A 24,501-nucleotide genomic window follows, 5' to 3' on the forward strand; every position below is an offset into this window, starting at 1 on the left:
TGGCCAGCCAGCCCACCGCCCGGACGAAGCGCTTCAGGCCCTCTGCAGGATGTCCATCGCCTTTTCGGCATCGCCCAGCGAATCGACCGCGATATAGGCAATGAACTGCGAGCCAAGCACGGCAGCCGAGACGCCACGGAGATTGATCCCTCCGTCACCGAGCATCTGGGTCAATTGCGCGATGATGCCCATTTGATCCAGACCCATCACGCGGACGGAGTGAAGGCTCGGGGTGACGTTGAACCCCACCTGGCTGGCCGCGCGGATCACCGCATCGCCCAGCAGCGGCGCGACGAACACGATCCCCTTGCCCGGCGTGTCCGACGCGCGGCGCGCGACGACGAACTGCAAGTCCGCGCCGGCATCCCGCAGGGCGCTTAATACTGTCGCGAGGCCGCCCGGCTTGTCCTCGATGGTCGCTGCCCAGACATCGACACGTTCTACGCTCAGTTCCATGGCAGTCCCTCCCGCCTGAGCACCCAGATAGAAAAAATCTAGATCACCGCAAGCACGCGAGCAAGGCGGGCAGCGTCTTCCGCCGCCCCGGTTACGCAGCAAAGACGTCGCGAACAACCGCCGGCGTCGGCGCGCCGCAATGCGCACTTGCCCATCCCCGCCCGCTCACGCACAATCGACGCACCTGCTTTCCTCACTCCGCGCCGATGACCTATGCATCACTCGCCACCGGCGTGCTCCTCGCGGCCGGTCTCGGCCAGCGCTTCGACCCGAGCGGCCTGCAAAGCAAGCTGCTCGCGCTGCTGCCCGACGGCACGCCGGTCGCGGTCGCTGCCGCCCGGCGGCTCGCGGCGGCCACTGCGGACGTGACGGCCGTCGTCCGTCCGGGCGCCGAAAAACTCGCGATTCTGCTGAACGAAGCCGGCTGCACCGTCATCTTCGCGCCGGACGCCGAGCGCGGGATGGGCGCGAGCCTCGCCGCCGGCGTGCGCGCGAGCCCCGACGCGAACGGGTGGCTCGTCGCGCTCGGCGACATGCCATGGATCGCGCCGGCCACCTATGAAGCCGTCACCCGCGTGCTCGACACCGACGACGCGTCGATCGTCGCACCCGTCCATCGCGGCACGCGCGGCCATCCGGTCGGATTCGGGCCGCACCATTACGACGCGCTCGCCGCGCTCGACGGCGACACCGGCGCCCGCGTGCTGTTCGCCCGCGAGCCCGTCACGCTGCTCGACGTCGACGATCCCGGCATCCTGCGCGATGTCGACATGCCGGCCGACCTCGGGCGCGGTTAGATACTACGGAAGGGCCTGTTCCCGCTCATGACGGGCTTGCGCTGGCCGCCGCGCGAATCCCGGTGCAATCGCGTGTCCGATTGCCTATAACGGAACGAGGCGCAGGCACACTGCGCAGCCGCCGCGCCCCCCTTCCGCGAGCCAGCCATGACCGACCATACGACGCCGCTGCCCGAGCCGCCGGCAGACCCGAACCGCGATCCGGAAGGCGATCCGCTGACACCGCCGTCGCCGGGCCACCATCACGACAATCCGCAGCAACCGGAAGGCCCGCCCAGCAAGGATCCGATTTAGGGCTATTCACACTGACAACGGCCTCGCGAACGAGCCCTAAGCGCCGTTCCGCGCTCGGCCCGCCAGCGTCGCCGCACGCACCAGCCTGGTGCCGGGCAGGTGCGCGCGCCCGCCGTTCATCCCCTCCCACCACTCTCCCGCGCTGCGACCGTCTCGACCGCAAACCTCGCGCGTAACGCGACCATGAGGCCGCGAACGTCACATGCGTCGCCCGCCCGACGCCGCCATGCGCGCTACCTAGGGATTTCCCGCATACACCCGCGCGCCCCGAGCGCCGTCAAACAGTGAACCCGTCACGCCGCAAACGGCGCGCTTCTCCGATTCGACCGACCAGACCGACCATGCGCAATCTCACCCTGAACCAGAAACTCGCTTCGATGATCGCCATCCTGTGGCTCGGCCTGCTCGTGATCGCCGGGCTCGGCGCATGGCACACGCGCGCATCGATGATCGAGGATCGCCGCGACCAGCTCGCGTCGCTGGTCGCCCAGGCCACGAGCGTCGCCGATCACTACTACAAGCTGTCGCAGCAGAACGTGATGTCCGAAGCCGACGCGAAGCAGCGCGCGCTCGACGCGATCGCCGCGATGCGCTACGGCGCCGACGGCTACATCTCGATCAACGATTCGAAGCCGGTGATCGTGATGCATCCGATCAAGACCGACCTGAACGGCAAGGACGTGTCAGGCTTCACCGACCCGACCGGCAGGCATCTGTTCGTCGAGATCGTGAAGGCCGGCAACCAGGACGGCGGCAAGGGCTTCGTCGCCTACCTGTGGCCGAAGCCGGGCGCGGACAAGCCGCAGGACAAGACGAGCGCCGTGCAGCGTTTTGCGCCGTGGGGCTGGTATCTGGTGACGGGCATGTACATGGACGACGTGCAGACGGCCGTCATCGCGAGCGTCGGCCGCTGGCTGGCGATGACGACCGTGCTCGGCACGATCGCGACGCTCGTGATGGTGCTCGTGCTGAAGAGCGTGCGCGCGAACCTCGGCGGCGAGCTCGAGACCGCGCTCGAAACCGCGCAGCGGATCGCGCAAGGCGACCTGACCGCGCGCGTCGACGTGAAACAGCACGACCGCGGCAGCCTGCTGCATGCGCTGCACACGATGCAGGGCGGACTGATCGACATGGTGTCGCGCGTGCGTCTCGGCACCGAGAACATCAACGTCGGCGCGAGCGAGATCGCCGCGGGCAATACGGACCTGTCGCAGCGCACCGAGGAACAGGCAGCCGCGCTCGTGCAGACCGCGTCGAGCATGGACCAGATGACTGCGAACGTGAAGCAGAACGCGGACAGCGCCGCGCAGGCGGCATCGCTTGCCGACCAGGCCGCGCAAGTCGCGACGCGCGGCAGCGCGGTCGTCGACGACGTCGTGCGCACGATGGCCGAGATCACCGACCGCTCGCACAAGATCGGCGACATCATCGGCGTGATCGACGGCATCGCGTTCCAGACCAACATCCTCGCGCTGAACGCGGCCGTCGAAGCCGCGCGCGCGGGTGAACAGGGCCGCGGCTTCGCGGTCGTCGCGGCCGAGGTGCGCTCGCTGGCGCAGCGCTCGGCAACGGCGGCGAAGGAAATCAAGTCGCTGATCGTGTCGTCGAACGAAACCGTCGAGCACGGCGCGACGCTCGTCACCCACGCGGGCCGGACGATGGCCGAGATCGTGCAGTCGGTGCGGCGCGTGAACGAGATCCTCGACGAGATCAGCCACGCGTCGCGCGAACAGAGCGCGGGGATCGAGCAGGTCAATCGCGCGGTCGGCGAGATGGATCAGGTCACGCAGCAGAATGCGGCGCTTGTCGAACAGGCAGCGGCCGCCGCGCATTCGCTGCGCGACCAGGCGGAAGCGCTGCGGGACGCGGTCACGCGGTTTGCGCTGCCGGCCTGACGCGGCGCGCCGCTTCACTGGCGGCGGCGCAGATCGCCGCAGCGCGCCGCCCTCGCCCGGCACTTACGCCAGCACTTACGCCAGCACTTGCGCCGGCACCTACGCCGGCGCCGAGCCGCTGCCGTTCACACCGCCGCGCAACCCGAGACACGCGGCGCGCCTGACCAGCTCGACGTCGTTTGCCGCGCCGAGCTTCTTCATTGCGCTGATCTTCTGCGCGCTGACCGTCTGCTTGCCCTTGTTCAGGCGCTGCGCGATCGTCTTGATCGGGATGCCGGCCAGATAAAGGCGGATCACTTCGATTTCGCGCGGCGACAGCTTCGGCGCGCCCTCGCTTGCGTCGACCGACTCGAGCGTGTGCCTGACCGCGGGCGACAGGTAGCGGCCGCCGCTGTAGCTCGAATGGATCGCGGTGACGATGTGGCCGACGTCGTCGAGCTTGCTGACGACGCTCGATGCGCCCCGCGCAAGGATCGATCGGACGACCACCGGGCGCTCGTGCGTGACCAGCACGACGATCCCGACGCGTGGACACGCTTGCCGCAGGAAGTCGAGCAGGCTCAGCGTGTCCATCTGCCCATCGCCGCGCGTCGAGTAATCGACGAGCGCGATGTCGCAGTCGACGTTGCCGACCGATGCAACCGCTTCGTCGACGCTCGGGTACACGCCGACCAGATCGATTGCGCAGGCGCTGCCTGCAACATGTTCCATCCCCGCCAGCGTCAACGGCAAGTCATAGGCGAAGACGGTGCGGACACTGAATTTCCCCATACGTATTTCCAATGATTCCGGCGGATCCGGCAGGCTGCATCGGCGCCGCCCTCCGCCCGTTGGGTTCGGCGTTCCCGATCAAGCTATTTATAGCTCAATCGACATTCTATGAGTCCGCCGGGGCGCGAGATATCGGACAGAAACTCAAATGCGCGGCAAAGCGGTGGTACAAGTTTGATAATTGGCCGGCGCCGTGAAACACCGGCGCGGGAACGGGCGGACCGCGCGGCCGCATGCCGGATCGAAGCGTCTGGTCCGTCAGTGCGCGGGCGCGTGATCGTGCTCGCGCAGCGCGCCCGGGATCGTGCTTTTCGACAGTCCTCCATGGTCGATCCACGCGCGCGTCTCGTGCGCGGCCTGGTCGATCAGTTGCGCGCACTGCGTGTAATCGTAGGGCGACACGTCGAGCGGACACAGCGGCGGCACGACGTGGATTTGCGCGCGGGTCGCGTAGTGCTCCAGGTCGCGCACAAGTTGCCGGGCGATCACGAGCGTCAACGCATGCGTCGCGTGGGCGATCGCGCTGCGCGGCGGCGCGCGCAGCGCGCACGTAAACCCGGCCGGCAGCACGACGATCCGCTTGACGCCGAGCGCGACCGCCACCGAAATCGGCGTGTTGTTCGCAACACCGCCGTCGACGAGTTCCAGGCCGCCGATGCGCACCGGCGGAAACACGCCGGGGATCGCGGCGCTCGCCTGCACGGCATCGACGACCGGCCCGGCCGACAGCACGACTTCGGCGCCGTTCAGCATGTCGGTCGCGACGATGTGGAGCGGCAGCGCGGCCTCCTCGATCCGGCGGTACGGCAGGTGCCTTTCCAGCAGCAGGCGCAGCGCATCGGCTTCGACCAGATGCGGCCGGTTGCGCAGGATCATCGCAAACAGGCTGCGCATCGACAGCGGCATGATGTCCTGCCGCCGGATCCGGCTCCAGAGCGCGGCGAGCATCGCGACGCCGTCGGCATCGGGACGGCCGGCGAAATAGGCGGCGTTGATCGCGCCCGCCGACGCGCCGATCACGCAATCGGGCCGCTCGCCGCTCGCGACCAGTTCACGGAGCATGCCGACCTCGACCGCGCCCAGGCTGCCACCGCCGGCGAAGACGAAGGCGGTCGACGGAGCGGGGTTGGGCGGCACGCTGGCCTCCGTGCGGATGGATGCGGCGCCGGGCGCCGGAACGGTCACTCATGATGATGGACCCGGCCGGCGGCATCAGGTCCTGATGAAAACCCTGCCGGGCGGGCCGGGCGGCTGGCCGTCCGGCCAACGTGATGGCCGGCGCGACCCGGCGGGCGGGGCTGCGGGTAAAATTGCGACCTTCGAATGCCGTTTCCGGGCGACGCGCCGCTGACCTGCGGCGCGCACCCTCGCCGGCCCTCGCCCGCCATTACCCGTTTTTCCGACCGATTCATGACCGATTCCGCACTCCAGGCCGACGACACCACGATCCACGAAGACACGCTCTGGCACGACAACGGCTGGACCGCGCGGATCATCAAGAACGAAGACGACGACGGCTGGGCCGTCGAGATGGTCAAGGATGGCGAAGCCGAGCCGGCGCTGGTCGGCCCCTGGACGATGGGCCGTGACAAGAAGAATCCGAAGCCGATGGATGCGAACGCATTCCGGACCCTCGTGAAGACCGCGACCGAGGTGCTGATGCGGCACGAGCAGCAGCGGCGCGCGATGCTGCACAAGGAAGTGACGGTGTGGGCCGGCGACGACGAGGTGTCGGTCACGCTCGATATCGTGCCGGACGAGTTCGAGCCTTACGCGGAACTCAAGGCGTTCGACCGGTTCGGGGAACTGCTCGGGGAAGCGAAGGTGCAGGCGGGGTTCAAGCTGAACAAGGCCAGTGCCGACCGGTGGGTCGAGTCGGGGTTCGGACGGCCGGCTTGAATGGCCGGCGTGAGCGGCCGCACCATTCGCAGCCACCCCGCCTACGTCGCGCACCCCGCGAGAAAAATGCGCACGGCCTGCCGGGCGATACGGGTGCGCGCAGCGGCATTCGGGCGCCGCGCGGCGCCTAGCAGCATCCGGGTCCGAATGCCGCCCAGCACCAGATAGACGAACTGCTCGGTAGCGAGCGTCACATCGTCGATCGTCAGCCCGCCTGCGTCGACTGCCGCGCGAAGGTAATCGGCAAGCGGCTCCATTCCGCTCAGGCCGCCTCCTTTGCCGTAATAGCCGCGAATCAGTTCGGGAACGCGCTGCGCGTCGAGCAGCAGCAGCCGGTACCACTCGATCATGTCCGGCCGCGTGCCCACTTCCAGCAGGTGCAGCGCAACCGTCTCGAGCACGGCTTCGGGGCGATCGGCTTCGAGCACGAGGCCCTGCAGTTCCGCAACCCATGCGCGGCGCAGCGTATCGAGGATCGTCGCGAACAGGCCGGCCTTGCTGCCGAACCGGCTGTACAGGGTTTTCTTCGCGACGCCGGCCTCGCGCGCGATGCCGTCCAGGCTCGTCTCCCGGTAGCCCGCGCCCAGGAATTGCCGCCTGGCTACATCGAGCACGCGTTGCACGCGGAGTTCCGACTCCCGCAGCGTCGGGCGGCCGCCCGCTTTCGTCTTAGGAACCGGGACAGTTGGCATTCCGATCGATCCTATTGACATTCGGGTTACGCGGTGGAAACTATACCGTTGCGTTTCCAATGTCGACGTGAGCCGGCGCATCAGCGCTGACTTGCGCCCCATACAAATCCGTCGACGAGAGCTGTCGCTTTCACGCCCGACTCCCGCCCCACGCAACGCCCAACCTACCCGACTCACGGGGGCGCGGTCAATGGTCGACTTCTTCATCGAGCGCCCGGTCTTCGCGTCGTCGATCGCCATCATCATGGTGCTCGCGGGGCTCATTGCGTGGTTCAACCTGCCTGTCGAACGCTTCCCGCAAATCACGCCGCCGCAGGTGCTCGTCAAGTCGACCTATACGGGCGCGAGCGCGCAAGTCGTGGCCGACACCGTGACCACGCCGCTCGAAACGCAGATCAACGGCGTCGAAGGGATGAGCTACATTTCGTCGGTCAGCGCGAACGACGGCAGCTCGACGATCACGGTCACGTTCGACGTCGGCTACGACATCAACATCGGCGCCGTCGACGTGCAGAACCGCGTGTCGCAGGCAACCGCGCAGCTGCCCGGCATCGTCACGCAAACCGGCATCACGATCCAGAAGCAGAACCCGAACTTCATCCTGGCCGTGAACCTCTATTCGCCCGATCGCTCGATCGATCCGGTCACGCTCAGCAATTTCGCGTATCTGCAGGTGGTCGACGCGCTCAAGCGCCTGCCCGGCGTCAGCGACGTGACGATCTTCGGCGAGCGCCGCTATTCGATGCGGATCTGGCTCGACCCGGACAAGCTCGCCGCGCTCGGCATGACCGCGACCGATGTTCAGAACGCGATCCTCGACCAGAACGTGCAGGTCGCGGCCGGCAAGTTCGGCGAAGCGCCGTCGCCGCCCGGCACGACCTTCCAGTATCAGATCAACACGCAGGGACAGCTCGCGAATGCGCGGCAGTTCGGCGACATCGTGCTGCGCGCCGGCACCGCGAACGCGGCGACCGTGCACCTGCGCGACGTCGCGCGCACCGACCTGGGCGCGCAGCAATACACGTCGAGCGCGTCCGTGAACGACTACCCGGCCGTGCTGCTCGCCGTGTTCCAGTTGCCGACTGCAAATGCGCTGGACCTCGACACGCGCGTGAAGGCAACGATGCAGGCGCTCGCGCGGCGCTTCCCGAAAGGGATGGCGTGGGGCATCACGTACGACACGACGATGTTCGTCTCTGCGTCGATGACCGAAGTGATGAAGACGCTCGGCATCGCGCTGCTGCTCGTGCTCGGCGTCGTGTACCTGTTCCTGCAGAGCTGGCGCACCACGGTGATTCCGATGATCGCGATTCCGGTGGCCCTCGTCGGCACGCTGGCAATCATGCTGGTGCTCCATTTCTCGCTGAACACGGTCAGCCTGCTCGGGATGGTGCTGGCGATCGGCCTGGTCGTCGACGATGCGATCGTCGTCGTCGAGAACGTCGAGCGGCAGCTTCAGAGCGGGCTCGCGCCGATGGCGGCCGCCAAGCAGGCGATGCGCGAAGTGACGGGGCCGATCGTCGCGACGTCGGCCGTGCTCGGCGCCGTGTTCGTGCCGATCGCGTTCCTGCCGGGCATCACGGGCCGCCTGTACAACCAGTTCGCGCTGACGATCGCGATTTCGGTGATGCTGTCCGCATTCAATTCGCTGACGTTGAGCCCTGCCCTCTGCGCGGTGCTGCTGCGTCATGAGGAGAAGCGCCGCTTCGTGCTGTTCCGCGCGTTCAACCGCGGCTTCGACTGGGCGCGGCAGCGCTACGCCGGCTCGGTGCGCCGGCTGATCGGCGCGCGCTGGGTCGCGCTGGCGCTGTTCGCGGGCGGCCTCGGCGTCACCTGGCTGCTCTATTCGACGATCCCTCACGCGTTTCTGCCCGTCGAGGATCCCGGCTATTTCTACGTGATCACGCAGTTGCCGAACGGCGCGTCGCTGCAACGCACCGAAGCCGTCATCGACAAAACGCGCGCGATCCTCCGCGCGACGCCGGGCGTCGCCAGCGTGCTGTCGATCAGCGGCCTCAATTTCGTCACGCGCGCCACCGCATCGAACAGCGCCGCCCAGTTCGTGATCCTGAAACCATGGGACGAGCGCGGCGACAAGCAGAGCGTCGCGAACCTGATCGCAGCCGTGCAGCCGAAGCTCGCGCGGATTCCCGAAGCGGTCTCGCTCGCGCTGAACCCGCCGACGATTTCCGGACTGGGCACCTTCGGCGGCTTCGACTTCGAGATCGAGGACCTGACGGGCCGCGGCAGCGTCGCGCTCGACGACGCGACGCGCGCGTTTCTCGCCGAGGCGCGCCGACAGCCCGAGCTCGACGCGCGCACGCTGCTGACGAGCTTCAACACGTCGACGCCGCAATTCGATTTCCGTCTCGACCGCGACAAGGCGAAGCTGCTGGGCCTGAACGTCGACGACGTGTTCCGGACGATGCAGATCTACCTCGGCTCGCTGTTCGTCAACAACGTCACGCTGTTCGGCCGCAATTTCGAAGTGGTCGTGCAGGCGGACAGCCGCGCGCGCGGCAGCAGGAACGACCTGTCGCGCCTCTACGTGCGCAATGCCGACGGCGGCATGGTGCCGCTCTCGACCCTCGGGCAGCTGCGGCGGATGGTCGGCCCCGAAACCGTCCCGCGCTACAACGTGTACGGCGCCGCCGAGATCACCGGCAGCGCGGCGCCCGGCTACAGCTCGGGCCAGGCGATCGCCGCGATGACGCGCGCCGCCCGCGTGCTGCCCGCCGATTTCGGCATCGACTGGACCGGCATCACGTACCAGGAGCTGAAGGCCGGCTCGGTCGCGGGCCTCGTGTTCGCGCTCGCGATCGTGTTCGTGTTCCTGTTCCTCGCCGCGCAATACGAAAGCTGGTCGCTGCCGTTCACGATCATCCTCACGGTGCCGCTCGCGCTGTTCGGCGCGCTCGGGCTGCTGTGGCTGCGCCGGATGCAGGTCGACATCTATGCGCAGATCGGCTTCGTGCTGCTGATCGGACTCGCCGCGAAAAACGCGATCCTGATCGTCGAGTTCGCGAAGCGCCGCCGCGAAGCCGGGCTCGAGATCGTCGACGCGGTGACCGAGGCGGCGCGCCTGCGGCTGCGTCCGATCCTGATGACGGCCTTCGCATTCATCTTCGGCGCGATTCCGCTGATGGTCGCCACAGGCGCCGGCGCCGCGAGCCGGCAATCGATCGGCACCACGGTGGTCGGCGGCATGCTCGCGGCCACGCTGCTTTCGCTGGGGTTCGTGCCGATCTTCTATGCGGTGATCGAACGGCTGCGCGAAGCGATGCGCGAACGGCTCGGACACGCGCATTCGCATCGCGGCCAGCCGCCGCCCGCGGAATGACGGGAGCGCGCGGCCATGACGAAGATCAGCCGATTCGCGCTGCTTGCCGCCGCCGGCGCGGTTGCCGTCGCGCTGTGCGTGGCACTGCTCGTTCCGCATGCAATGCTTGGCCCGCATGGCACGCATCGCGCAGCCGGCGACCCGCCGCCGTCCCGCCCCGCCGCCGCACTCGAGGTGCCCGTGACGCCGGTCGTCGTGCGGACGGTGCCGGTCTATCTCGAGTATGTCGGCACCACCGATGCGATCCGCACCGTCACGCTGCAGGCGCAGGTGACGGGCTATCTGCTGAAGCAGGCGGCGTCGGACGGCGCCGACGTGCCCGCCGGCGCACTGCTGTACCAGATCGACCCGCGCAGCTATCAGGCGACGCTCGACGCGGCGAAGGCGCAGGCCGACAAGGATGCGGCGGCACTCGACTACGCGAGCGCGAGCCATCACCGCAACGCGGTGCTGAGCGAAACCGGCGACGTGTCGACCGATACGCTGCAGCAATCGGCGAGCACCGAGCGTCAGGACCGCGCGGCCGTGGCGGCGGACCACGCGCAAATCGAAGCCGCGCAGCTCAATCTCGGCTTCACGACGATCCGCGCACCGTTCGCCGGGCGACTCGGCCTGAGCCTCGTCCATGAAGGCGCGCTCATCAGCAACGCGGGCACGCAGTTGAACACGCTCGTGCAGCTCGACCCGATCTACGCGACCTTCAATCCGCCGGATTCCGATCTGCCCGACATCCAGGCACGGCAGTCCGGCGGCGCGATTCCGGCGGACGTCACCGTCGGCGCGGCCCGCGCGCCGCAGTACCACGGCAGGCTGGCCCTGCTCGACAACAGCATCGTGCGCGGCACCGGCACCATCACCGCGCGCGCGACGATCGACAATCCCGCCCATACGCTGCTGCCCGGGCAGTTCATCCACGTCCGCCTGCATGTCGCCGACCAGCCCGGCACGCTGCTGGTGCCGCAGGTGGCCGTCGGCTCGAACCAGCTCGGCCAGTACGTGTACGTCGTCGGCCCCGGCAACCGGCTCGAGCAGCGCTACGTCACGCTGGGCGCCGACTATGCGCCGCTCGTCGCGGTGCGCAGCGGCGTGGCCAAAGGGGAAACGATCGTCGTCGGCAATCTGCTGAAGCTCGGCCCGGGGACGGTGGTCCGGCCCATGCCGGCCGGGCCGCCGCAAGCGGCCCCACCCGCCGCCGGGAGCGGCGCGTCATGACGGCCCGTCGCAATCGCCCGCATCGCACGTGGCGAGGATGCGTCAACGGCATCGCGTGGATCGCGCTCGCGGCCGCACTGCTCGACGCGTGCGCGGTCGGGCCCGACTTCGAGCGGCCGGCGCCGCCTCAAGCCAGCGGCTATGCGCGCGAGCCGCTGCCGGAGCACACCGCGTCGACCGCTATCCACGGCGGCGAAGCGCAGCACTTCGTGGAAGGGCTCGACACGCCCGGCGACTGGTGGACGCTGTTCCGCTCGCCCGCGCTCGACGCGCTCATCGAACGCGCGCTAGCGGCCAACCCGAGCCTGCAGGCCGCGCAGGCCGCGCTGCGTGTCGCAAACGAAGAACGCCTGGCGGGCGAAGGCGCGCTCTTTCCGACGGTGAGCGCCGGCGCGTCGATCACGCGCGAGCGGATTGCGGGCTCGTCGTTCGGCACGAGCAGCACGATCCCGGTCTTCACACTGAAGACGGCGTCCGTCAACGTCACGTACCTGCTCGACATCTGGGGCGGCACGCGCCGGCGAATCGAAGCACTGGCCGCGCAGTCCGAATACCAGCGCTTCGAACTCGAGGCCAGCTACCTGACGCTGATCTCGAACGTCGTGCTGGCGGCAATGCAGGACGCGTCGTTGCGCGCGCAGATCGCCGCGACGCAGGAAATCGTCGACATCGAGACGGCGCAGCTCGCCGGGCTGCAACGCGAGTTCGCGATCGGCACCGCGGCCGACACGGCCGTGCTGGCGCAGGCAGCCGCGCTGGCCCAGGCCCGCGCCGGCTTGCCGCCGCTGCAGAAGCAGCTTGCGCAGACGCGGAACCAGCTCGCCGCCTATCTCGGGCGCTTCCCGGGCGACGCGCCGACGGAAACCTTTGATCTCGACGCGCTGCAGTTGCCCGACACGCTGCCCGTCAGCCTGCCGTCGCAGCTCGTCGAGCAGCGTCCCGACATTCGCGCGGCGCAAGCGCTGCTGCACGCGGCGAGCGCCGAAATCGGCGTCGCGACGGCGAACATGCTGCCGCAACTGACGCTCAGCGCCGCGTATGGCAGCGAAACGGCCAACACGCTGTTCGGACCGGGAACGGCGATCTGGAACCTCGGTGCGGGGCTCGTTCAGCCGCTGTTCGAGGGCGGCACGCTGCTGCACCGTCGGCAGGCGGCGCTCGCCGCCTACGACGAGGCGGCCGCGCAATACCGCAGCACGGTGATCGCCGCGTTCCAGAACGTCGCCGACGCGCTGCGCGCGCTGCAGTCGGACGCGAACGCGCTCAACGCCGCCGTGGCCGCCGAACAGGCTGCCGCCGACAGCCTTGCCGCGTCGCAGCGCCAGTTCCGCATCGGCCGGATCAGCCACCTCGCGCTGCTCGACGCGCAACGCACCTACCAGCAGGCGCGCATCGGCGAAGTCCAGGCCAGGGTCGCGCGATATGCGGACGCCGTTGCGCTGTTTCAGGCGCTGGGTGGCGGATGGTGGCATCGCGCGGACGCGCAAATTCGTTGAAACGGCAACGAAACACTTCGAATCGGGCCGATATTCTTCATAAAAATCAACGACATCCGACTCTGCGCTTCGCGCAACTCAGCCTACACTTAAGTTGAACCGCGCAGGCTGGCAGTTGGCCGCGCCTTCAGGAGGGTCAAGCCCATTTTCTGAGCCAGCAGCCATCGGCAGCAAACACCGCACGGTCGCGTTCGGCGGCGACCGAGGGATTCGCATCGTCTCCGGATATGTCACGAGGCCAACCACCACGGAGGCGGTTTATGAACAGTAAGCTATCCAACCCGGCGCCGCTCGGACTGGCCGGGTTCGCATTCACGACGTGGATGCTCAGCATGGTGAACGCCGGCTGGTACAGTGCGGATGCCCTCGGGCTCGTGCTGGCGCTGGCGTTCGCGTTCGGCGGCACCGCGCAGATGATCGCGGGCGTGATGGAATTTCCGCGCGGCAATACGCTCGGCACGGTCGCGTTCCTCAGTTACGGCGCGTTCTGGTGGTCGTTTGCGCTGTTCGTCGCATTCCTGGGCGCCAAGGTGCCGGAGTCCTTCGTCGGCTGGTATCTGATGGTGTGGGGCGTCTTCACGTTCTACATGTGGATCGGCTCGCTGCACACGAGCACCTCCATCCAGCTGGTGTTCCTTTCGTTGTGGATCACGTTCCTGATGCTGGCGATCGGCGCATGGACAGGGTCGAGCCTGGCCACGCAGATCGGCGGATATACGGGGCTGGTTACCGCGGTGCTGGCGTTCTACGCGTCCGCGGCGATCGTGATCAACGAAGCATTCGGTCACACCGTGCTTCCGACCCACGACTGGACACAAGGTCATCCGCGAGCGGCCTGACCGCTCGGCGCGGCGCAGCCGGTGCGCGTTCGCGCGCGCCGGCTGACGCCGCCTGCCATTTGATTCGTTATGTAGATCACTCACACTGTCGCACCTGGTGCCTCGACCCGTGAAAGACGGACAACACACGCGCAGCCACGGCCAGCGTCCACGCTTCGTGCTCCGGGTACCCGGGAGCAAGGAGGTGTTGCCATGTCACGAGACAAGTCATCGCACCGCGCCACTGCCGAACATCACGCGGTCGATGTTTCCGAGGCGCAAATCGCCGTCCACTGGCCCGAGGAAGATTACTTCCTGCCGCCTGCGTCGTTCATCGGCCAGGCCAACCTGACCGACCCCGACGTGTTCGCGCGCTTCTCGCTCGACAGGTTCCCCGAGTGCTTCAAGGAATTCGCGGACCTGCTCGACTGGCACAAGTATTGGGAGAAGACGTTCGACGCGAGCCATCCGCCGTTCTGGCGCTGGTTCGTCGGCGGCACGCTGAACGCGTGCTACAACTGCGTGGATCGCCATCTGCCGAAGTACCGCAACAAGACCGCCATCCATTTCGTGCCCGAACTCGAATCCGAGGCGACGCAGCATGTCACGTACCAGGAGCTGTTCGTGCGCGTCAACGAGTTCGCGGCGCTGCTGCGCGACGGCTTCGGCCTGAAGGCCGGCGATCGCGTGACGCTGCACATGCCGATGGTGGCCGAGCTGCCGATCACGATGCTCGCGTGCGCGCGGCTCGGCGTGATCCACTCGCAGGTGTTCAGCGGCTTCAGCGGCGCGGCCTGCGCCGACCGCATCCTCGATTCGGAGAGCCGCCTGCTGATCACGATGGATGCGTATTACCGCGGCGGCAAGCTGCTCGACCACAAGGAAAAGGCCGACATCGCGGTTGCCGAAGCGACCGCCAACGGGCACCAGGTCGAGAACGTGCTGATCTGGCAGCGCTACCCTGACCGGTACTCGAGCGCGACCGCGCTCGTCGCGGGGCGCGACGTGATCGTCAACGAAGCCCTCGTCGCCCATCGCGGCAAGCGCGTCGAACCCGTGCCGATGGCGGCCGACGCACCGCTGTTCCTGATGTATTCGAGCGGCACGACCGGGCGCCCGAAGGGCTGCCAGCACTCGACCGGCGGCTACCTGTCGTACGTCGCGTGGACCTCGAAGTACATCCAGGACATCCATCCCGAGGACGTGTACTGGTGCATGGCCGACATCGGCTGGATCACCGGCCACTCCTATATCGTCTACGGCCCGCTCGCGCTCGCGGCGTCGACGGTCGTCTACGAAGGCGTGCCGGTCTACCCCGATCCGGGCCGCCCGTGGCGCATTGCCGAGACCCTCGGGGTCAACATCTTCCACACGTCGCCGACCGCGATCCGCGCGCTGCGCCGCGCCGGGCCGGACGAGCCGGCGAAGTACCACTATCGCTTCAAGCACATGACGACCGTCGGCGAACCGATCGAGCCGGAAGTGTGGAAGTGGTATTACCGGACCGTCGGCAAGAGCGAGGCCGTGATCGTCGACACGTGGTGGCAGACGGAAACGGGCGGCTTCCTGTGCAGCACGGTGCCCGCGCTGCACAAGATGAAACCGGGGAGCGCCGGCCCGGGGATTCCCGGCATCCACCCGGTAATCTACGACGATGACGGCAACGAACTTGCGCCCGGGTGCGGCAAGGCCGGCAACATCTGCATCCGCAACCCGTGGCCCGGCGCGTTCCAGACGATCTGGAAGGCCCCCGACCGCTTCGTGCAGACCTACTACAGCCGCTACTGTCGGGATCCGAAGAGCAAGGACTGGCGCGACTGGCCGTACATGGCGGGCGACGGCGCCGTCGATGCGGAGGACGGCTACTTCCGGATTCTCGGCCGCATCGACGACGTGATCAACGTCGCGGGCCACCGGCTCGGCACGAAGGAAATCGAGTCGGCGGCGCTGCTGGTGCCCGATGTCGTCGAAGCGGCGGTCGTGCCGGTGGCCGACGAGATCAAGGGCAAGGTGCCCGAGCTGTATGTGTCGTTGAAACCGGGCGTGGAAGCGTCGACGGAGATCGCGAAGCGGGTGTCGGAAGCGGTGGTCGGACGAATCGGATCGATCGCGAAGCCACACCGCGTGCTGATCGTTCCGGACATGCCGAAGACCCGGTCAGGCAAGATCATGCGGCGCGTACTCGCGGCGCTTTCGAACCACCAGGATACCGGGGACGTGTCGACGCTGGCCAATCCGGAGATCGTCGACAGCCTGAGGACGCTCGTGAAATAGCGGGGTCGCGGTTGGCGGCTATGCGTCCTCGCCCGGCGCAGCCGCCTTCCGCCAGCCCCGGCTGATCAGGTGATCGAGCGACAACGATCCGGCACCCCGGCACAACAGCACGAGCAGCATCGCGGCCCACTGGATGTGCGTCGGCCACGCCTGCGGATAGACGAAGATCTCGATCACCGACGTCATGCCGAGCAGCACCAGTGCCGCGGGCCTGACGCCGAGGCCAAGCACCAGCAGCACCGGCATGCTCAGCTCGATCGACACGGCGATATGCGCAGCCACGTCCGGCGGCAGCAGCGGCACCCTGTACTCTTCGCGAAACAGCTGAAGCGCGGCATTCCAGTCGGCGAGCTTGGTCATCGCCGAATTCCAGAACACGGTTGCGACCGCGACGCGCAGCGGGATGGCGAGCAGCCAGTACGGAACGCGCTCCAGCGTACGGACTGCGCGCAGATACACGTTGTCGCCGACGTGAGACCAGCGAGTCATGATGGCGATCCTCCGTCGACCCCGCAGCGATTCGGCGGCTGCAGCGCGTGAATGAAACAGCCGCGCGCGAGACAGACGCCGACAAGCGCATGCCCGTCAGCTTCGGGCGCGCAGGCCAGCGCCGCGTCGATCGCTTCGCCCGCAAAAAGCGCCGAGCAGATGCGCCATTCGCCAGCGCTCAAGCGAAGCGTATCGATCGCTTCTGCGATGCGCTGCACGAGCAGATGCACGGGGCCATCCGCGAGATCGATCGTCCGCAGCGTCCGGTCGTCCTGTTCGAGCACGGCGCGCCAGACGACATCGGCGGGATAGTCGCAGCGAACCAGCCGCGTTGCCGGATGAGGCTGCAGCCGCAGCGCGCGCAACGCGTCCTCGTCGAGCCGGGCAAGGCGTGCGGGATCGAGCGGCGCAACGTCCGATGCATGCAGCACCGCATTCACCTGCCATTCGAGTCGCGCGACATCCGCCACGTACGGCACCGACGCGGTTTGCGGCAACTCCGCGAGGAAAGCGGGAAACTGCTCGCCGTATTCATCGAGCCACGCACTGCGCGGCGGTGCGGCGGCGCAAAAAAGACCCGCGGCGCCATCGAAGAATTCGGCGCCGACGAGACGCCTCACGGCGGGAAACGCCAGCCGCAACGCATTGACGAGCACGCTTGCCGCGGTGTTCCGGTAGATGTTCAGGCGTGAGCGCGGATCGAGCCCGTCCGCGAGCACGGCGGCTGCCGCGTCGTCGTCCGCATGGCTCAGCAGGCTCCGGCTCATCGCCTGTTGCAGCTCAATCAGCGAGGGTGTGCGCGGTGTCATTGCGAATCGCCTCCAGTATCGTTTCTGCGGTTGCCGCCTCCTCCATCAGGATGTCGAGCGGCGGGACATCGGTGTCCCATTCGATCAATGTCGGCACCGGCCCGAAGCGCTGCAACGCCGCTTCGTAAAGGGCCCAGACCGGCGGCGCGACACGTGAGCCGTGATCGTCGATCCGCAACGTGCGCCCGTTCTCCAGTTGCCGCACGCTGTGGCCGGCAAGATGGATTTCGCCGACGGCCGCCGGCGGCAGCGCGTCGAGGTACATCTGCGGATTCCAGCCGTGATTGCATGCGCTCACGTAGATGTTGTTCACGTCGCACAGAATCCCGCACCCCGTGCGCTGCGCGACCTGTGCGAGGAACGCCCATTCCGGAATCGTCGAATGCGCGAAGCGAAGGTACGTGGACGGGTTTTCGACGAGAATCTGCCGGCCGAGCGCCGTCTGCACCTGATCGACGTGCCGGCATACGACGGCGAGCGCCTCTTCGGTCATCGGCAGCGGCAGCAGATCGGCGAGGTACGCGCCGCCTGCCGTGCTCCACGCCAGATGCTCGGAAACGAGGCCGGGCTGCACGCGCGCCGTCACGTCGCACACGCGGGCGAGATGCGCGGGATCCAGCCCGCCGGCGCTGCCGAGCGACAGGCCCACGCCGTGCAGCGAGACCGGATAGTCGCGGCGGATCGCATCCAGGACCTGCGGCGCGGAACCGCCGCCCATGTAGTTCTCGGTATGCACCTCGAACCACGCCACCGCCGGGCGTTCGTCGAGCACGGCCCGATGATGGCGAAAGCGCAGCCCGACGCCGGCCCGTGCGGGAATCGGGCCGGCCGCCGCGCGCGTCGGGTTGACGGTCACGCTCATGGCTGCAGCGACGCTCAGCTCGCCGTCAGCTTGCCGCCCGCGATCTTGCTGCAGTCTCCTGCCGGCAGCAGCACGAACGACTTCGGGTCGCGCGCCTGCGTCGCCTGGCCGGCGCACGAGTGCGCGCCTTCGGCGCAGTCGTTCTTCGCGACCGCGTTGACGCCATAGCACTTCTCGAGGTGGTTCTGTGCCATTCTGGCCATGTTGTCCTTCACGACCTGAGGCGGGTTGCCCATGCCCTGCGCTTGCGCCGGCAGTGCCTGCATTGCGAGCGCCAGGCCGACTGCGGCGGACAGCGACGAAATGGTCGAAACGGATTTGCTCATGGTGACTTCTCCGAGGGTTGCGATCGCGAAGTTGCGACCTTGTCAGAAAGTTCGGTCACGCACGACCAAAGGTTACGCGGCACGCTGAAAATCCTGCGCGCCGCTTGCCTCGTTCACTGAATGCGATCATGACCGACCACCGAAACCGCCGCGGCACCCGAATCCGGCTGGTCCGGCCTGAGCCGGCAGGCCTGGAACCGCAGGACTCCCGCCCGCGTGACGCAACCCGGCCCGACGGCTCGCCCGACTGGTCCGTGCTGATGGCCTGTGCGCAGCTCGGCGAACGCGACGCATACCGCCGCCTGCTGCAGAGCATCACGCCGTACCTACGCGGCCTGGCGTACCGTCAAGGCGTCCATCCCGACGCCGTCGAGGACGTCGTTCAGGACATTCTTGCGACCGTGCACACCGTGCGCCACACGTACGACCCCGAACGGCCGTTCGGCCCATGGCTGCTGACGGTCGCGACGCGACGCATCGTCGACGCGCTGCGCCGCGAAGGGCGCCTCGACGCGCGGGAAATCCCGCTCGACGACGAACATGAAACCTTGATCGGCGCCACAGCGAATCTGATGGAAGAGGCAACGGATGCACGCGTGCTGCGTGAGACAATCGAGCGCCTGCCGCCCGGACAGCGCGACGCGATCCGGATGCTCAAGCTCGAGGAAATGTCATTGAAGGAGGCCGCAGTGGCGAGCGGCATGACCGTCGCGGCACTGAAGGTTGCAGTGCATCGCGGGCTGAAGAGCCTGCGCAAGCTGCTCGTGAAGGGAGACGGCAAATGAGGCCCACCTCCGACCTGATCGAATCGCTCGTCGCCGACGCGCGGCCGGTGCGCCCGCTGCGTGCGCCGGTCGCGCGGGCGGCGGGCTGGCTGCTGTTTGCGGCGCTGGTGCTGGTTCTGACCGGCGTCGCGCATGGCGTGCGGCCCGGCCTGATCACGAAGCTGCATCAGCCGGTTTTCGTGATGGGCGTCGCGGCGGCCGCGTTGACGGGCATCCTGGCAGCCATCGCGTCGTTCGTCGCCAGCGTGCCCGGACGCTCGCTGCGCTGGCTGCTGCTGCCGCTGCCCGCCCTCGCGATGTGGGTGTCGACGATCGGCTACGGATGCCTGACAGACTGGGTGACGATCGGTCCGGACGGCATATCGGCGGGCGAGACGGCGCGCTGCTTCGCGACGCTCGGGCTCACCGGCATCCCGATGTCGCTCGCGCTGCTGATCATGCTGCGCCACGTGGCCCGGCTTGCGCCGGCACCCGTCGTGATGACGGGCAGCCTTGCGGTGTCCGCATTGACGGCCGTCGCGCTATCGCTGTTTCATCCGCTCGACGCGACGGCCATGATCCTGCTGTGGAATTTTGGCGTCGCGGCTGTGCTGTCGATGGCCGGGCCACGGTACGCAAACCGGTTGTTCACATGGGTGACGTCGCCTGTCCAATGACGGCACGGGCGGCCGAACAGACGGCGTTTCAGGCATTCGCGCCATTTCGTCGACCGGGGGCCGGCCTGCGGCGCCGCCGGCGTGTCACTTTCGCCGTGCTATGGCGTGCAGACGGGGCGATCCCCGAGCCCGCCGTCGACGCACGTCCGGGCCGTCAGCCGTTGCCGACTTTCGTGCCCTTGACGGTCACGATGAACTCTTCGGCGGCCTTGCGATGGATCGCGGCCATGACGGCCAGTTCGCGCTTGCTGCCCGGCTCGCTGGACGCGACGCCGGTCGCGTCCTTCGCCTTCGCGCCAGGCGGGTAGAAGATGAACGACGCACCTTGCGGGGCATTCGGCTCGGCGCGCAGGCGCTTGTTCAGGATCTTCAGGTACTTTTTCTTCGACACTTGTTTAGCGGCCATCGCGCCCTCCTGAGTGGATGTCATGTCGGCCAGCATAGCAGCTTTGTTCGTGCATCCCGCACCGCCGGTAGCGGGTGCGCGATGCGGCCGGCACGCCGCCGCGCCGGCCGGAGCCGGCCGCGGATTCAACCGGCGCCGGCAACGGGCCGACCAAAGCGCCTGCCGGACCGGATTCCGGATCCGCTTCACGCGGGTTTTTCAGCGGATACGGGCTCGTCCGCGCTGTAGACGGTCAGCCCTTCGATCGGATCCATCGGCACGTCCCACGGACGCGCGGCGATCGCACGCATCGCCGCGTCATAGCCGGCCTGCCGGCGGGCGGCAATGCCTGCCGGCGTGAAATCGATGTCCTTCAGCTGGTTGTCCCCGTCGAGCCGGGGGGCGGCGAGCTTGATCAGGCGCATCGTGGTCTGGCAGCCCCACGCGGCCAGCTCGCGGACTTCGGTCGTCGCGCGCTCGGCTTCCGGCACATGCTTGACCAGTTCGCGGATCACGTGGCGCAGGCGGTGGATCTGCTGCTGACGCGCGATATGACTGTCGGTGCGGCTCGCGTACTGGATGTCCTTCTGCCGCTCCGACACCTGCCAGATGCTTTCCGGCTCGGGGCCGACCGGATTCCACATCTGCACGGAGAAGATGACCGCGCTCCTGCGCGGCTTGTCGTCCAGCACCACCTCGACCGGGGTATTCGAATAGACGCCGCCGTCCCAATAGGGCTCGCCGTCGATCCGCACCGCCGGGAACGCGGGCGGCAGCGCGCCCGAACTCATGATGTGCTCGACGGTGAGGCGCTGGTCGCGCGAATCGAAATAGCGCATCGCGCCCGTGCACGCGTTCACCGCGCCGACGGTCACGCGTGGCCGGCCCGCATTCAGCAGGTCGAAGTCGACGAGCGAGACGAGCGTGTCGCGCAGCGGCGCGATCATGTAATACGACGCGCGATCGACGCCCAAGCGGGCCAGCGGCCCGAGCCACGATGCCGGATTGGGCCGGAAGAAGCCGGCGATGCCGCCGCCGATGATCATCAGCTCTGCAAAGGTTCTGTTCCAGCCTGGCAGGATTGCGGGTGCGTGCACGCGGGTGCGCTCGGTCACGCGATTCCAGAACTCGGTCAGCCGCCGGGTGCGGTGTTCGGGCGGGTTTCCGGCAATCAGCGCCGCATTGATCGCGCCGATCGACGTGCCGATCACCCAGTCGGGCTGGATGCCGGATTCGTCCATCGCCTGGTAGACGCCGAGCTGGTAGGCGCCCAATGCGCCACCGCCCTGGAAGACGAGTACGACTTGGCCGGGCAATTCCATGCGTGATGGCTGGCTTTCGGTCATGACAGGCCTCGCGGAGGGTGGCGTTGGGGCGGATCTCGATGTGTCGATCAAGTGTAGGCGATCGATGCGCGGTTCCTGGTGGTTGCGGGGGTGCAGGTTTCGCTGCGGCGCAGCAGTGCTGACGATATCCGGCGAGCGCCTTGCCACGTGTGGCGCCGTCATGCATGTCGTATTCGTTCATCACTCGGATAGCGTCGGAAGAATCCGCGCGACTTTACCGACGTTGCTGCACCGCGCGACAACGCTCGATCAGACCTCGGCCACGTCCCGCGCACGCCGCAGTTGACGTGCGGCCAGCTTGCGGCGCACCGACTGCTCGAGATGCTCCGTCGCAGTCGCCGGCGCGCGTCTCACTAACCCGGCAACGTTGCGCGCGATCTGGATCGGGGTCACGACGACGCCCCACGGCAGTCCCCACCATCCGCACACAGCGGACGTGAGCGTCGCGATTGCCTGCTTCTTCCGGCCGCAGCGCCGACAGCAGACGTGACGGCGCGTAGTCCATCGGGTCACGAAGATCAGCGAAACCGCGCGATGCGCGGCATGCACGTCGACCGGAGCGTCGTCACGCTTGCAGATCGGGCACGGGCCGTATCGGCAGTCGTCGACGTAAAGATGAACCCCGATCGCAGGCAGCCGCTCGGCGGCGACAAGCACCGGATGCCATTGCGCGCAGGTCTCACTGCAGTAGCGTTTGCTGTCGAGCGAGCGACCGCCGATGAAGAATGTCTTGCCGCAGTTGCTGCACTCTGCCACGTTGCCCTCGGATGCCTGTCCATCAATTGCGCGTGCTGGATCGATCCGATGGTGTCGCGATGCAGTCAGTCCGGTACGCCCGGTCCTCAGCCGTGGCATCGCGATGGAATCGGTTCGACTTCTGATTTATCGGCGCGTGGCGAATGGTCTTGAGCGAATTTTTGATGACAGTGCATTGCGCGCACGTTGAAGCCGTTCGGGCCGTTACCGTGATCGCCCTGCTTCCACGACGCCGCACGCGCCGCGATCACGCCGCCTTGATGAACTCGATGAACGCCCGCAATGCCGGCGGCACGAGACGCCGCCCCGAGTAGTAGAGGAACGGCCCCGAAAAGGGCCGCCACCAAGGCTCGAGGATCGGCTCGAGCGCGCCGCGCTCAAGATGCGGACGCAACCAGTCTTCGAACAGATGCACGATGCCCGTACCGGCGATGGCGGCATCGACGATGAGATCGGTGGCGCCGCCGACCTGCACCAGCAGCGGCCCGGCGGGATCGACGCGCACGACTTCGCCGTCGCGCTCGAATTCCCACGGCGGCATCGCGCCGCTGCTGAAGCGGCCGAGCAGGCACGCATGGTCGAGCAGTTCACGCGGATGCGCCGGCCGGCCGTGGCGATCGAGGTACGCGGGCGCCGCTGCGGTTGCAAACCGCTGCACGCGCGGGCCGATCGGCACCGCGATCATGTCCTGCTCCAGCCGCTCTTCGTAGCGAATGCCCGCGTCGCATCCGGCGGCGAGCACGTCGACGAAGCTCTCCTCCGCGATCACTTCGAGCCGGATCTCCGGATACGCATCGAGAAACGGCGGAACGATGGCAGGCAAGACGAGCCGCACCGCACTGACCGGGACATTGAGCCTGAGCGTCCCCGCCGGCCGGTCGCGAAAATCGTTGACCAGATCGAGCGCGGCCTCCACTTCACTCAATGCAGGGCCGAGACGCGCGAGCAGGCGCTCGCCGGCTTCGGTGGGCACGACGCTGCGCGTCGTGCGATGCAGCAGCCTGACGCCCAGCCGGGCCTCCAGCCGGCGCACGGCCTCGCTGAGCCCGGACGCGCTGACGCCCGCGATGCGCGCGCCGTCGCGAAACCCCTTCGCCCGCGCAACCGTCAGGAATGCGTGCAGATCCGCCAGATCGACTTGCATTGTTCGCCTTTTCGCACAACCCGTGCGAATTATGTGCCCTTATCGCACGAGGATCCAACGCTTAAGCTGGGGTCATCCATCGTGAGGAGATCGATCATGTCCAGCATCGAAACCGGCATCGAGCAGTCCGGCACCTTCAAGCTCGGCGGGCGCACTGTGAAGCGGCTCGGCTACGGCGCCATGCAGCTCGCGGGGCCCGGCGTGTTCGGCCCGCCCAAGGATCGCGGCGCAGCGCTCGCGGTATTGCGCGAGGCCGTCGCGTCCGGAGTCGATCACATCGACACCAGCGATTTCTACGGCCCGCACGTCACCAACCAGCTGATCCGCGAGGCGCTTCATCCGTACTCCAAAGATCTTGTCATCGTCACGAAGATCGGCGCGCGGCGCGGCGAGGACGGATCATGGCTGCCCGCTTTCTCGCCCGACGCGCTGACGCGCGCCGTGCACGACAACCTGCGCAACCTCGGGCTCGACGCGCTGGACGTCGTCAATCTCCGGATCATGTTCGACACGCACGGACCCGCCGAGGGCTCGATCGAGGCGCCGCTCACGGTGCTCGCCCGGCTTCGGCAGCAGGGCCTCGTGCGCCACATCGGGTTGAGCAACGTCACGCCCGCGCAGATCGCGGAAGGTCGCCGGATCTGCGAGATCGTCTGCGTGCAGAACCACTACAACGTCGTCCACCGGACCGACGACGCGCTCATCGACGACCTCGCCCGCGACGGTATCGCCTACGTCCCGTACTTTCCGCTGGGCGGCTTCACGCCGCTGCAGTCCGCGACGCTGTCCGATGTCGCCGCTCGCGTCGGCGCGACGCCGATGCAGGTCGCGCTCGCCTGGCTGCTCGCCCGCTCGCCGAACCTGCTGGTGATTCCCGGCACGTCGTCCGTCGCCCATCTGCGCGAGAATCTCGCTGCCGGCGCGCTCGTGCTGCCGGATCACGCAATCAGGGCGCTCGATGGTTTATCGGACGCCACCGCGAACTGAGCAACGCAAGGG

General features: G+C 67.7%; 25 protein-coding genes. 13 read left to right on the plus strand and 12 right to left on the minus strand.

What is annotated here, in order from left to right:
- Window positions 1-33: 33 nt before the first annotated feature.
- Window positions 34-456, minus strand: coding sequence for an ACT domain-containing protein (locus tag ACV22Z_RS02275; RefSeq protein ID WP_448074689.1), 423 nt, complete (start codon window positions 454-456; stop codon window positions 34-36).
- Between the two features lie 206 nt (window positions 457-662).
- On the opposite strand from ACV22Z_RS02275, the gene ACV22Z_RS02280 reads away from it, so the two are divergent.
- The 3 genes from ACV22Z_RS02280 (at window position 663) to ACV22Z_RS02290 (ending at window position 3,442) form a co-directional block, all read left to right on the plus strand.
- Window positions 663-1,253, plus strand: coding sequence for a nucleotidyltransferase family protein (locus tag ACV22Z_RS02280; RefSeq protein ID WP_448074690.1), 591 nt, complete (start codon window positions 663-665; stop codon window positions 1,251-1,253).
- Window positions 1,254-1,400: 147 nt separating this feature from the next.
- Window positions 1,401-1,547, plus strand: a complete 147-nt coding sequence (locus ACV22Z_RS02285; RefSeq protein WP_448074691.1) for a hypothetical protein — start codon at window positions 1,401-1,403, stop codon at window positions 1,545-1,547.
- Between the two features lie 341 nt (window positions 1,548-1,888).
- Window positions 1,889-3,442 (plus strand): methyl-accepting chemotaxis protein, encoded by a 1,554-nt coding sequence (locus ACV22Z_RS02290; protein ID WP_448074692.1) that lies wholly within the window; start codon window positions 1,889-1,891, stop codon window positions 3,440-3,442.
- A 99-nt stretch (window positions 3,443-3,541) separates the two neighbouring features.
- Here the strand turns inward: ACV22Z_RS02290 and ACV22Z_RS02295 are convergent, their stop codons facing one another.
- Window positions 3,542-4,213 carry a LuxR C-terminal-related transcriptional regulator gene (locus ACV22Z_RS02295; protein ID WP_448074693.1) on the minus strand — a complete coding sequence of 224 codons (672 nt, stop codon included), beginning with the start codon at window positions 4,211-4,213 and terminating at the stop codon, window positions 3,542-3,544.
- A gap of 258 nt (window positions 4,214-4,471) precedes the next feature.
- Window positions 4,472-5,275, minus strand: a complete 804-nt coding sequence (locus ACV22Z_RS02300) for a patatin-like phospholipase family protein (RefSeq protein ID WP_448074694.1) — start codon at window positions 5,273-5,275, stop codon at window positions 4,472-4,474.
- On the opposite strand from ACV22Z_RS02300, the gene ACV22Z_RS02305 reads away from it, so the two are divergent.
- Both ACV22Z_RS02305 and ACV22Z_RS02310 read left to right on the plus strand, forming a co-directional pair.
- Window positions 5,274-5,564: a hypothetical protein gene (locus ACV22Z_RS02305; protein WP_448074695.1), complete on the plus strand. Its 291-nt coding sequence runs from the start codon at window positions 5,274-5,276 to the stop codon at window positions 5,562-5,564. The two genes, ACV22Z_RS02300 and ACV22Z_RS02305, sit on opposite strands and share 2 nt — an antisense overlap.
- 59 nt (window positions 5,565-5,623) lie before the next feature.
- The gene (locus tag ACV22Z_RS02310; protein ID WP_448074696.1) at window positions 5,624-6,112 is read left to right on the plus strand and encodes a hypothetical protein; all 489 of its coding nucleotides are present in this window, start codon (window positions 5,624-5,626) and stop codon (window positions 6,110-6,112) included.
- Window positions 6,113-6,153: 41 nt separating this feature from the next.
- On the opposite strand, the gene ACV22Z_RS02315 is transcribed toward ACV22Z_RS02310, so the two are convergent.
- Window positions 6,154-6,804 (minus strand): TetR/AcrR family transcriptional regulator, encoded by a 651-nt coding sequence (locus ACV22Z_RS02315; RefSeq protein ID WP_448074697.1) that lies wholly within the window; start codon window positions 6,802-6,804, stop codon window positions 6,154-6,156.
- 190 nt (window positions 6,805-6,994) lie between these two features.
- Here ACV22Z_RS02315 and ACV22Z_RS02320 point away from each other — a divergent pair, with 190 nt between their 5' ends.
- From ACV22Z_RS02320 to acs, 5 genes are all read left to right on the plus strand, one after another.
- Entirely contained in the window at window positions 6,995-10,144 is a 3,150-nt protein-coding gene (locus tag ACV22Z_RS02320; RefSeq protein WP_448074698.1) for an efflux RND transporter permease subunit, read from the plus strand.
- 15 nt (window positions 10,145-10,159) lie between these two features.
- On the plus strand, window positions 10,160-11,356 hold the full coding sequence (locus ACV22Z_RS02325) for an efflux RND transporter periplasmic adaptor subunit (RefSeq protein ID WP_448074699.1): 1,197 nt from the start codon (window positions 10,160-10,162) through the stop codon (window positions 11,354-11,356).
- Window positions 11,353-12,852: an efflux transporter outer membrane subunit gene (locus tag ACV22Z_RS02330; RefSeq protein WP_448074700.1), complete on the plus strand. Its 1,500-nt coding sequence runs from the start codon at window positions 11,353-11,355 to the stop codon at window positions 12,850-12,852. The genes ACV22Z_RS02325 and ACV22Z_RS02330 overlap by 4 nt, the downstream gene beginning before the upstream one ends.
- Before the next feature lie 227 nt (window positions 12,853-13,079).
- Entirely contained in the window at window positions 13,080-13,691 is a 612-nt protein-coding gene (locus tag ACV22Z_RS02335) for an acetate uptake transporter (RefSeq protein ID WP_448074701.1), read from the plus strand.
- Window positions 13,692-13,883: 192 nt separating this feature from the next.
- Complete coding sequence (gene acs / locus ACV22Z_RS02340) at window positions 13,884-15,944, plus strand: acetate--CoA ligase (RefSeq protein ID WP_448074702.1); 2,061 nt, start codon at window positions 13,884-13,886, stop codon at window positions 15,942-15,944.
- Window positions 15,945-15,962: 18 nt separating this feature from the next.
- On the opposite strand, the gene ACV22Z_RS02345 is transcribed toward acs, so the two are convergent.
- The 4 genes from ACV22Z_RS02345 to ACV22Z_RS02360 are packed head-to-tail and all read right to left on the minus strand — an operon-like array spanning window position 15,963 to window position 18,430.
- On the minus strand, window positions 15,963-16,433 hold the full coding sequence (locus ACV22Z_RS02345) for a DoxX family protein (RefSeq protein ID WP_448074703.1): 471 nt from the start codon (window positions 16,431-16,433) through the stop codon (window positions 15,963-15,965).
- On the minus strand, window positions 16,430-17,242 hold the full coding sequence (locus tag ACV22Z_RS02350; RefSeq protein ID WP_448074704.1) for an HvfC/BufC family peptide modification chaperone: 813 nt from the start codon (window positions 17,240-17,242) through the stop codon (window positions 16,430-16,432). Before ACV22Z_RS02350 ends, ACV22Z_RS02345 begins: the two co-directional genes overlap by 4 nt.
- Window positions 17,214-18,104 (minus strand): MNIO family bufferin maturase, encoded by an 891-nt coding sequence (gene bufB, locus ACV22Z_RS02355; protein ID WP_448074705.1) that lies wholly within the window; start codon window positions 18,102-18,104, stop codon window positions 17,214-17,216. The genes ACV22Z_RS02350 and bufB overlap by 29 nt, the downstream gene beginning before the upstream one ends.
- A 14-nt stretch (window positions 18,105-18,118) precedes the next feature.
- Entirely contained in the window at window positions 18,119-18,430 is a 312-nt protein-coding gene (locus tag ACV22Z_RS02360; RefSeq protein WP_448074706.1) for a BufA1 family periplasmic bufferin-type metallophore, read from the minus strand.
- A 128-nt stretch (window positions 18,431-18,558) separates the two neighbouring features.
- Between ACV22Z_RS02360 and ACV22Z_RS02365 the strand changes: the two genes are divergently transcribed.
- Both ACV22Z_RS02365 and ACV22Z_RS02370 read left to right on the plus strand, forming a co-directional pair.
- Window positions 18,559-19,215 (plus strand): sigma-70 family RNA polymerase sigma factor, encoded by a 657-nt coding sequence (locus ACV22Z_RS02365; RefSeq protein ID WP_448074707.1) that lies wholly within the window; start codon window positions 18,559-18,561, stop codon window positions 19,213-19,215.
- Complete coding sequence (locus ACV22Z_RS02370) at window positions 19,212-19,871, plus strand: NrsF family protein (protein WP_448074708.1); 660 nt, start codon at window positions 19,212-19,214, stop codon at window positions 19,869-19,871. The genes ACV22Z_RS02365 and ACV22Z_RS02370 overlap by 4 nt, the downstream gene beginning before the upstream one ends.
- Before the next feature lie 154 nt (window positions 19,872-20,025).
- On the opposite strand, the gene ACV22Z_RS02375 is transcribed toward ACV22Z_RS02370, so the two are convergent.
- From ACV22Z_RS02375 to ACV22Z_RS02390, 4 genes are all read right to left on the minus strand, one after another.
- Window positions 20,026-20,277 (minus strand): hypothetical protein, encoded by a 252-nt coding sequence (locus ACV22Z_RS02375; protein ID WP_448074709.1) that lies wholly within the window; start codon window positions 20,275-20,277, stop codon window positions 20,026-20,028.
- Between the two features lie 185 nt (window positions 20,278-20,462).
- Window positions 20,463-21,602 (minus strand): patatin-like phospholipase family protein, encoded by a 1,140-nt coding sequence (locus ACV22Z_RS02380; protein ID WP_448074710.1) that lies wholly within the window; start codon window positions 21,600-21,602, stop codon window positions 20,463-20,465.
- 249 nt (window positions 21,603-21,851) lie between these two features.
- Window positions 21,852-22,358 carry a hypothetical protein gene (locus ACV22Z_RS02385; protein ID WP_448074711.1) on the minus strand — a complete coding sequence of 169 codons (507 nt, stop codon included), beginning with the start codon at window positions 22,356-22,358 and terminating at the stop codon, window positions 21,852-21,854.
- A 247-nt stretch (window positions 22,359-22,605) separates the two neighbouring features.
- The gene (locus ACV22Z_RS02390) at window positions 22,606-23,502 is read right to left on the minus strand and encodes a LysR family transcriptional regulator (protein WP_448074712.1); all 897 of its coding nucleotides are present in this window, start codon (window positions 23,500-23,502) and stop codon (window positions 22,606-22,608) included.
- A 96-nt stretch (window positions 23,503-23,598) separates the two neighbouring features.
- On the opposite strand from ACV22Z_RS02390, the gene ACV22Z_RS02395 reads away from it, so the two are divergent.
- Complete coding sequence (locus ACV22Z_RS02395) at window positions 23,599-24,489, plus strand: aldo/keto reductase family oxidoreductase (RefSeq protein ID WP_448074713.1); 891 nt, start codon at window positions 23,599-23,601, stop codon at window positions 24,487-24,489.
- Window positions 24,490-24,501: the final 12 nt, after the last annotated feature.

Source organism: Burkholderia sp. PU8-34 (assembly GCF_053427725.1).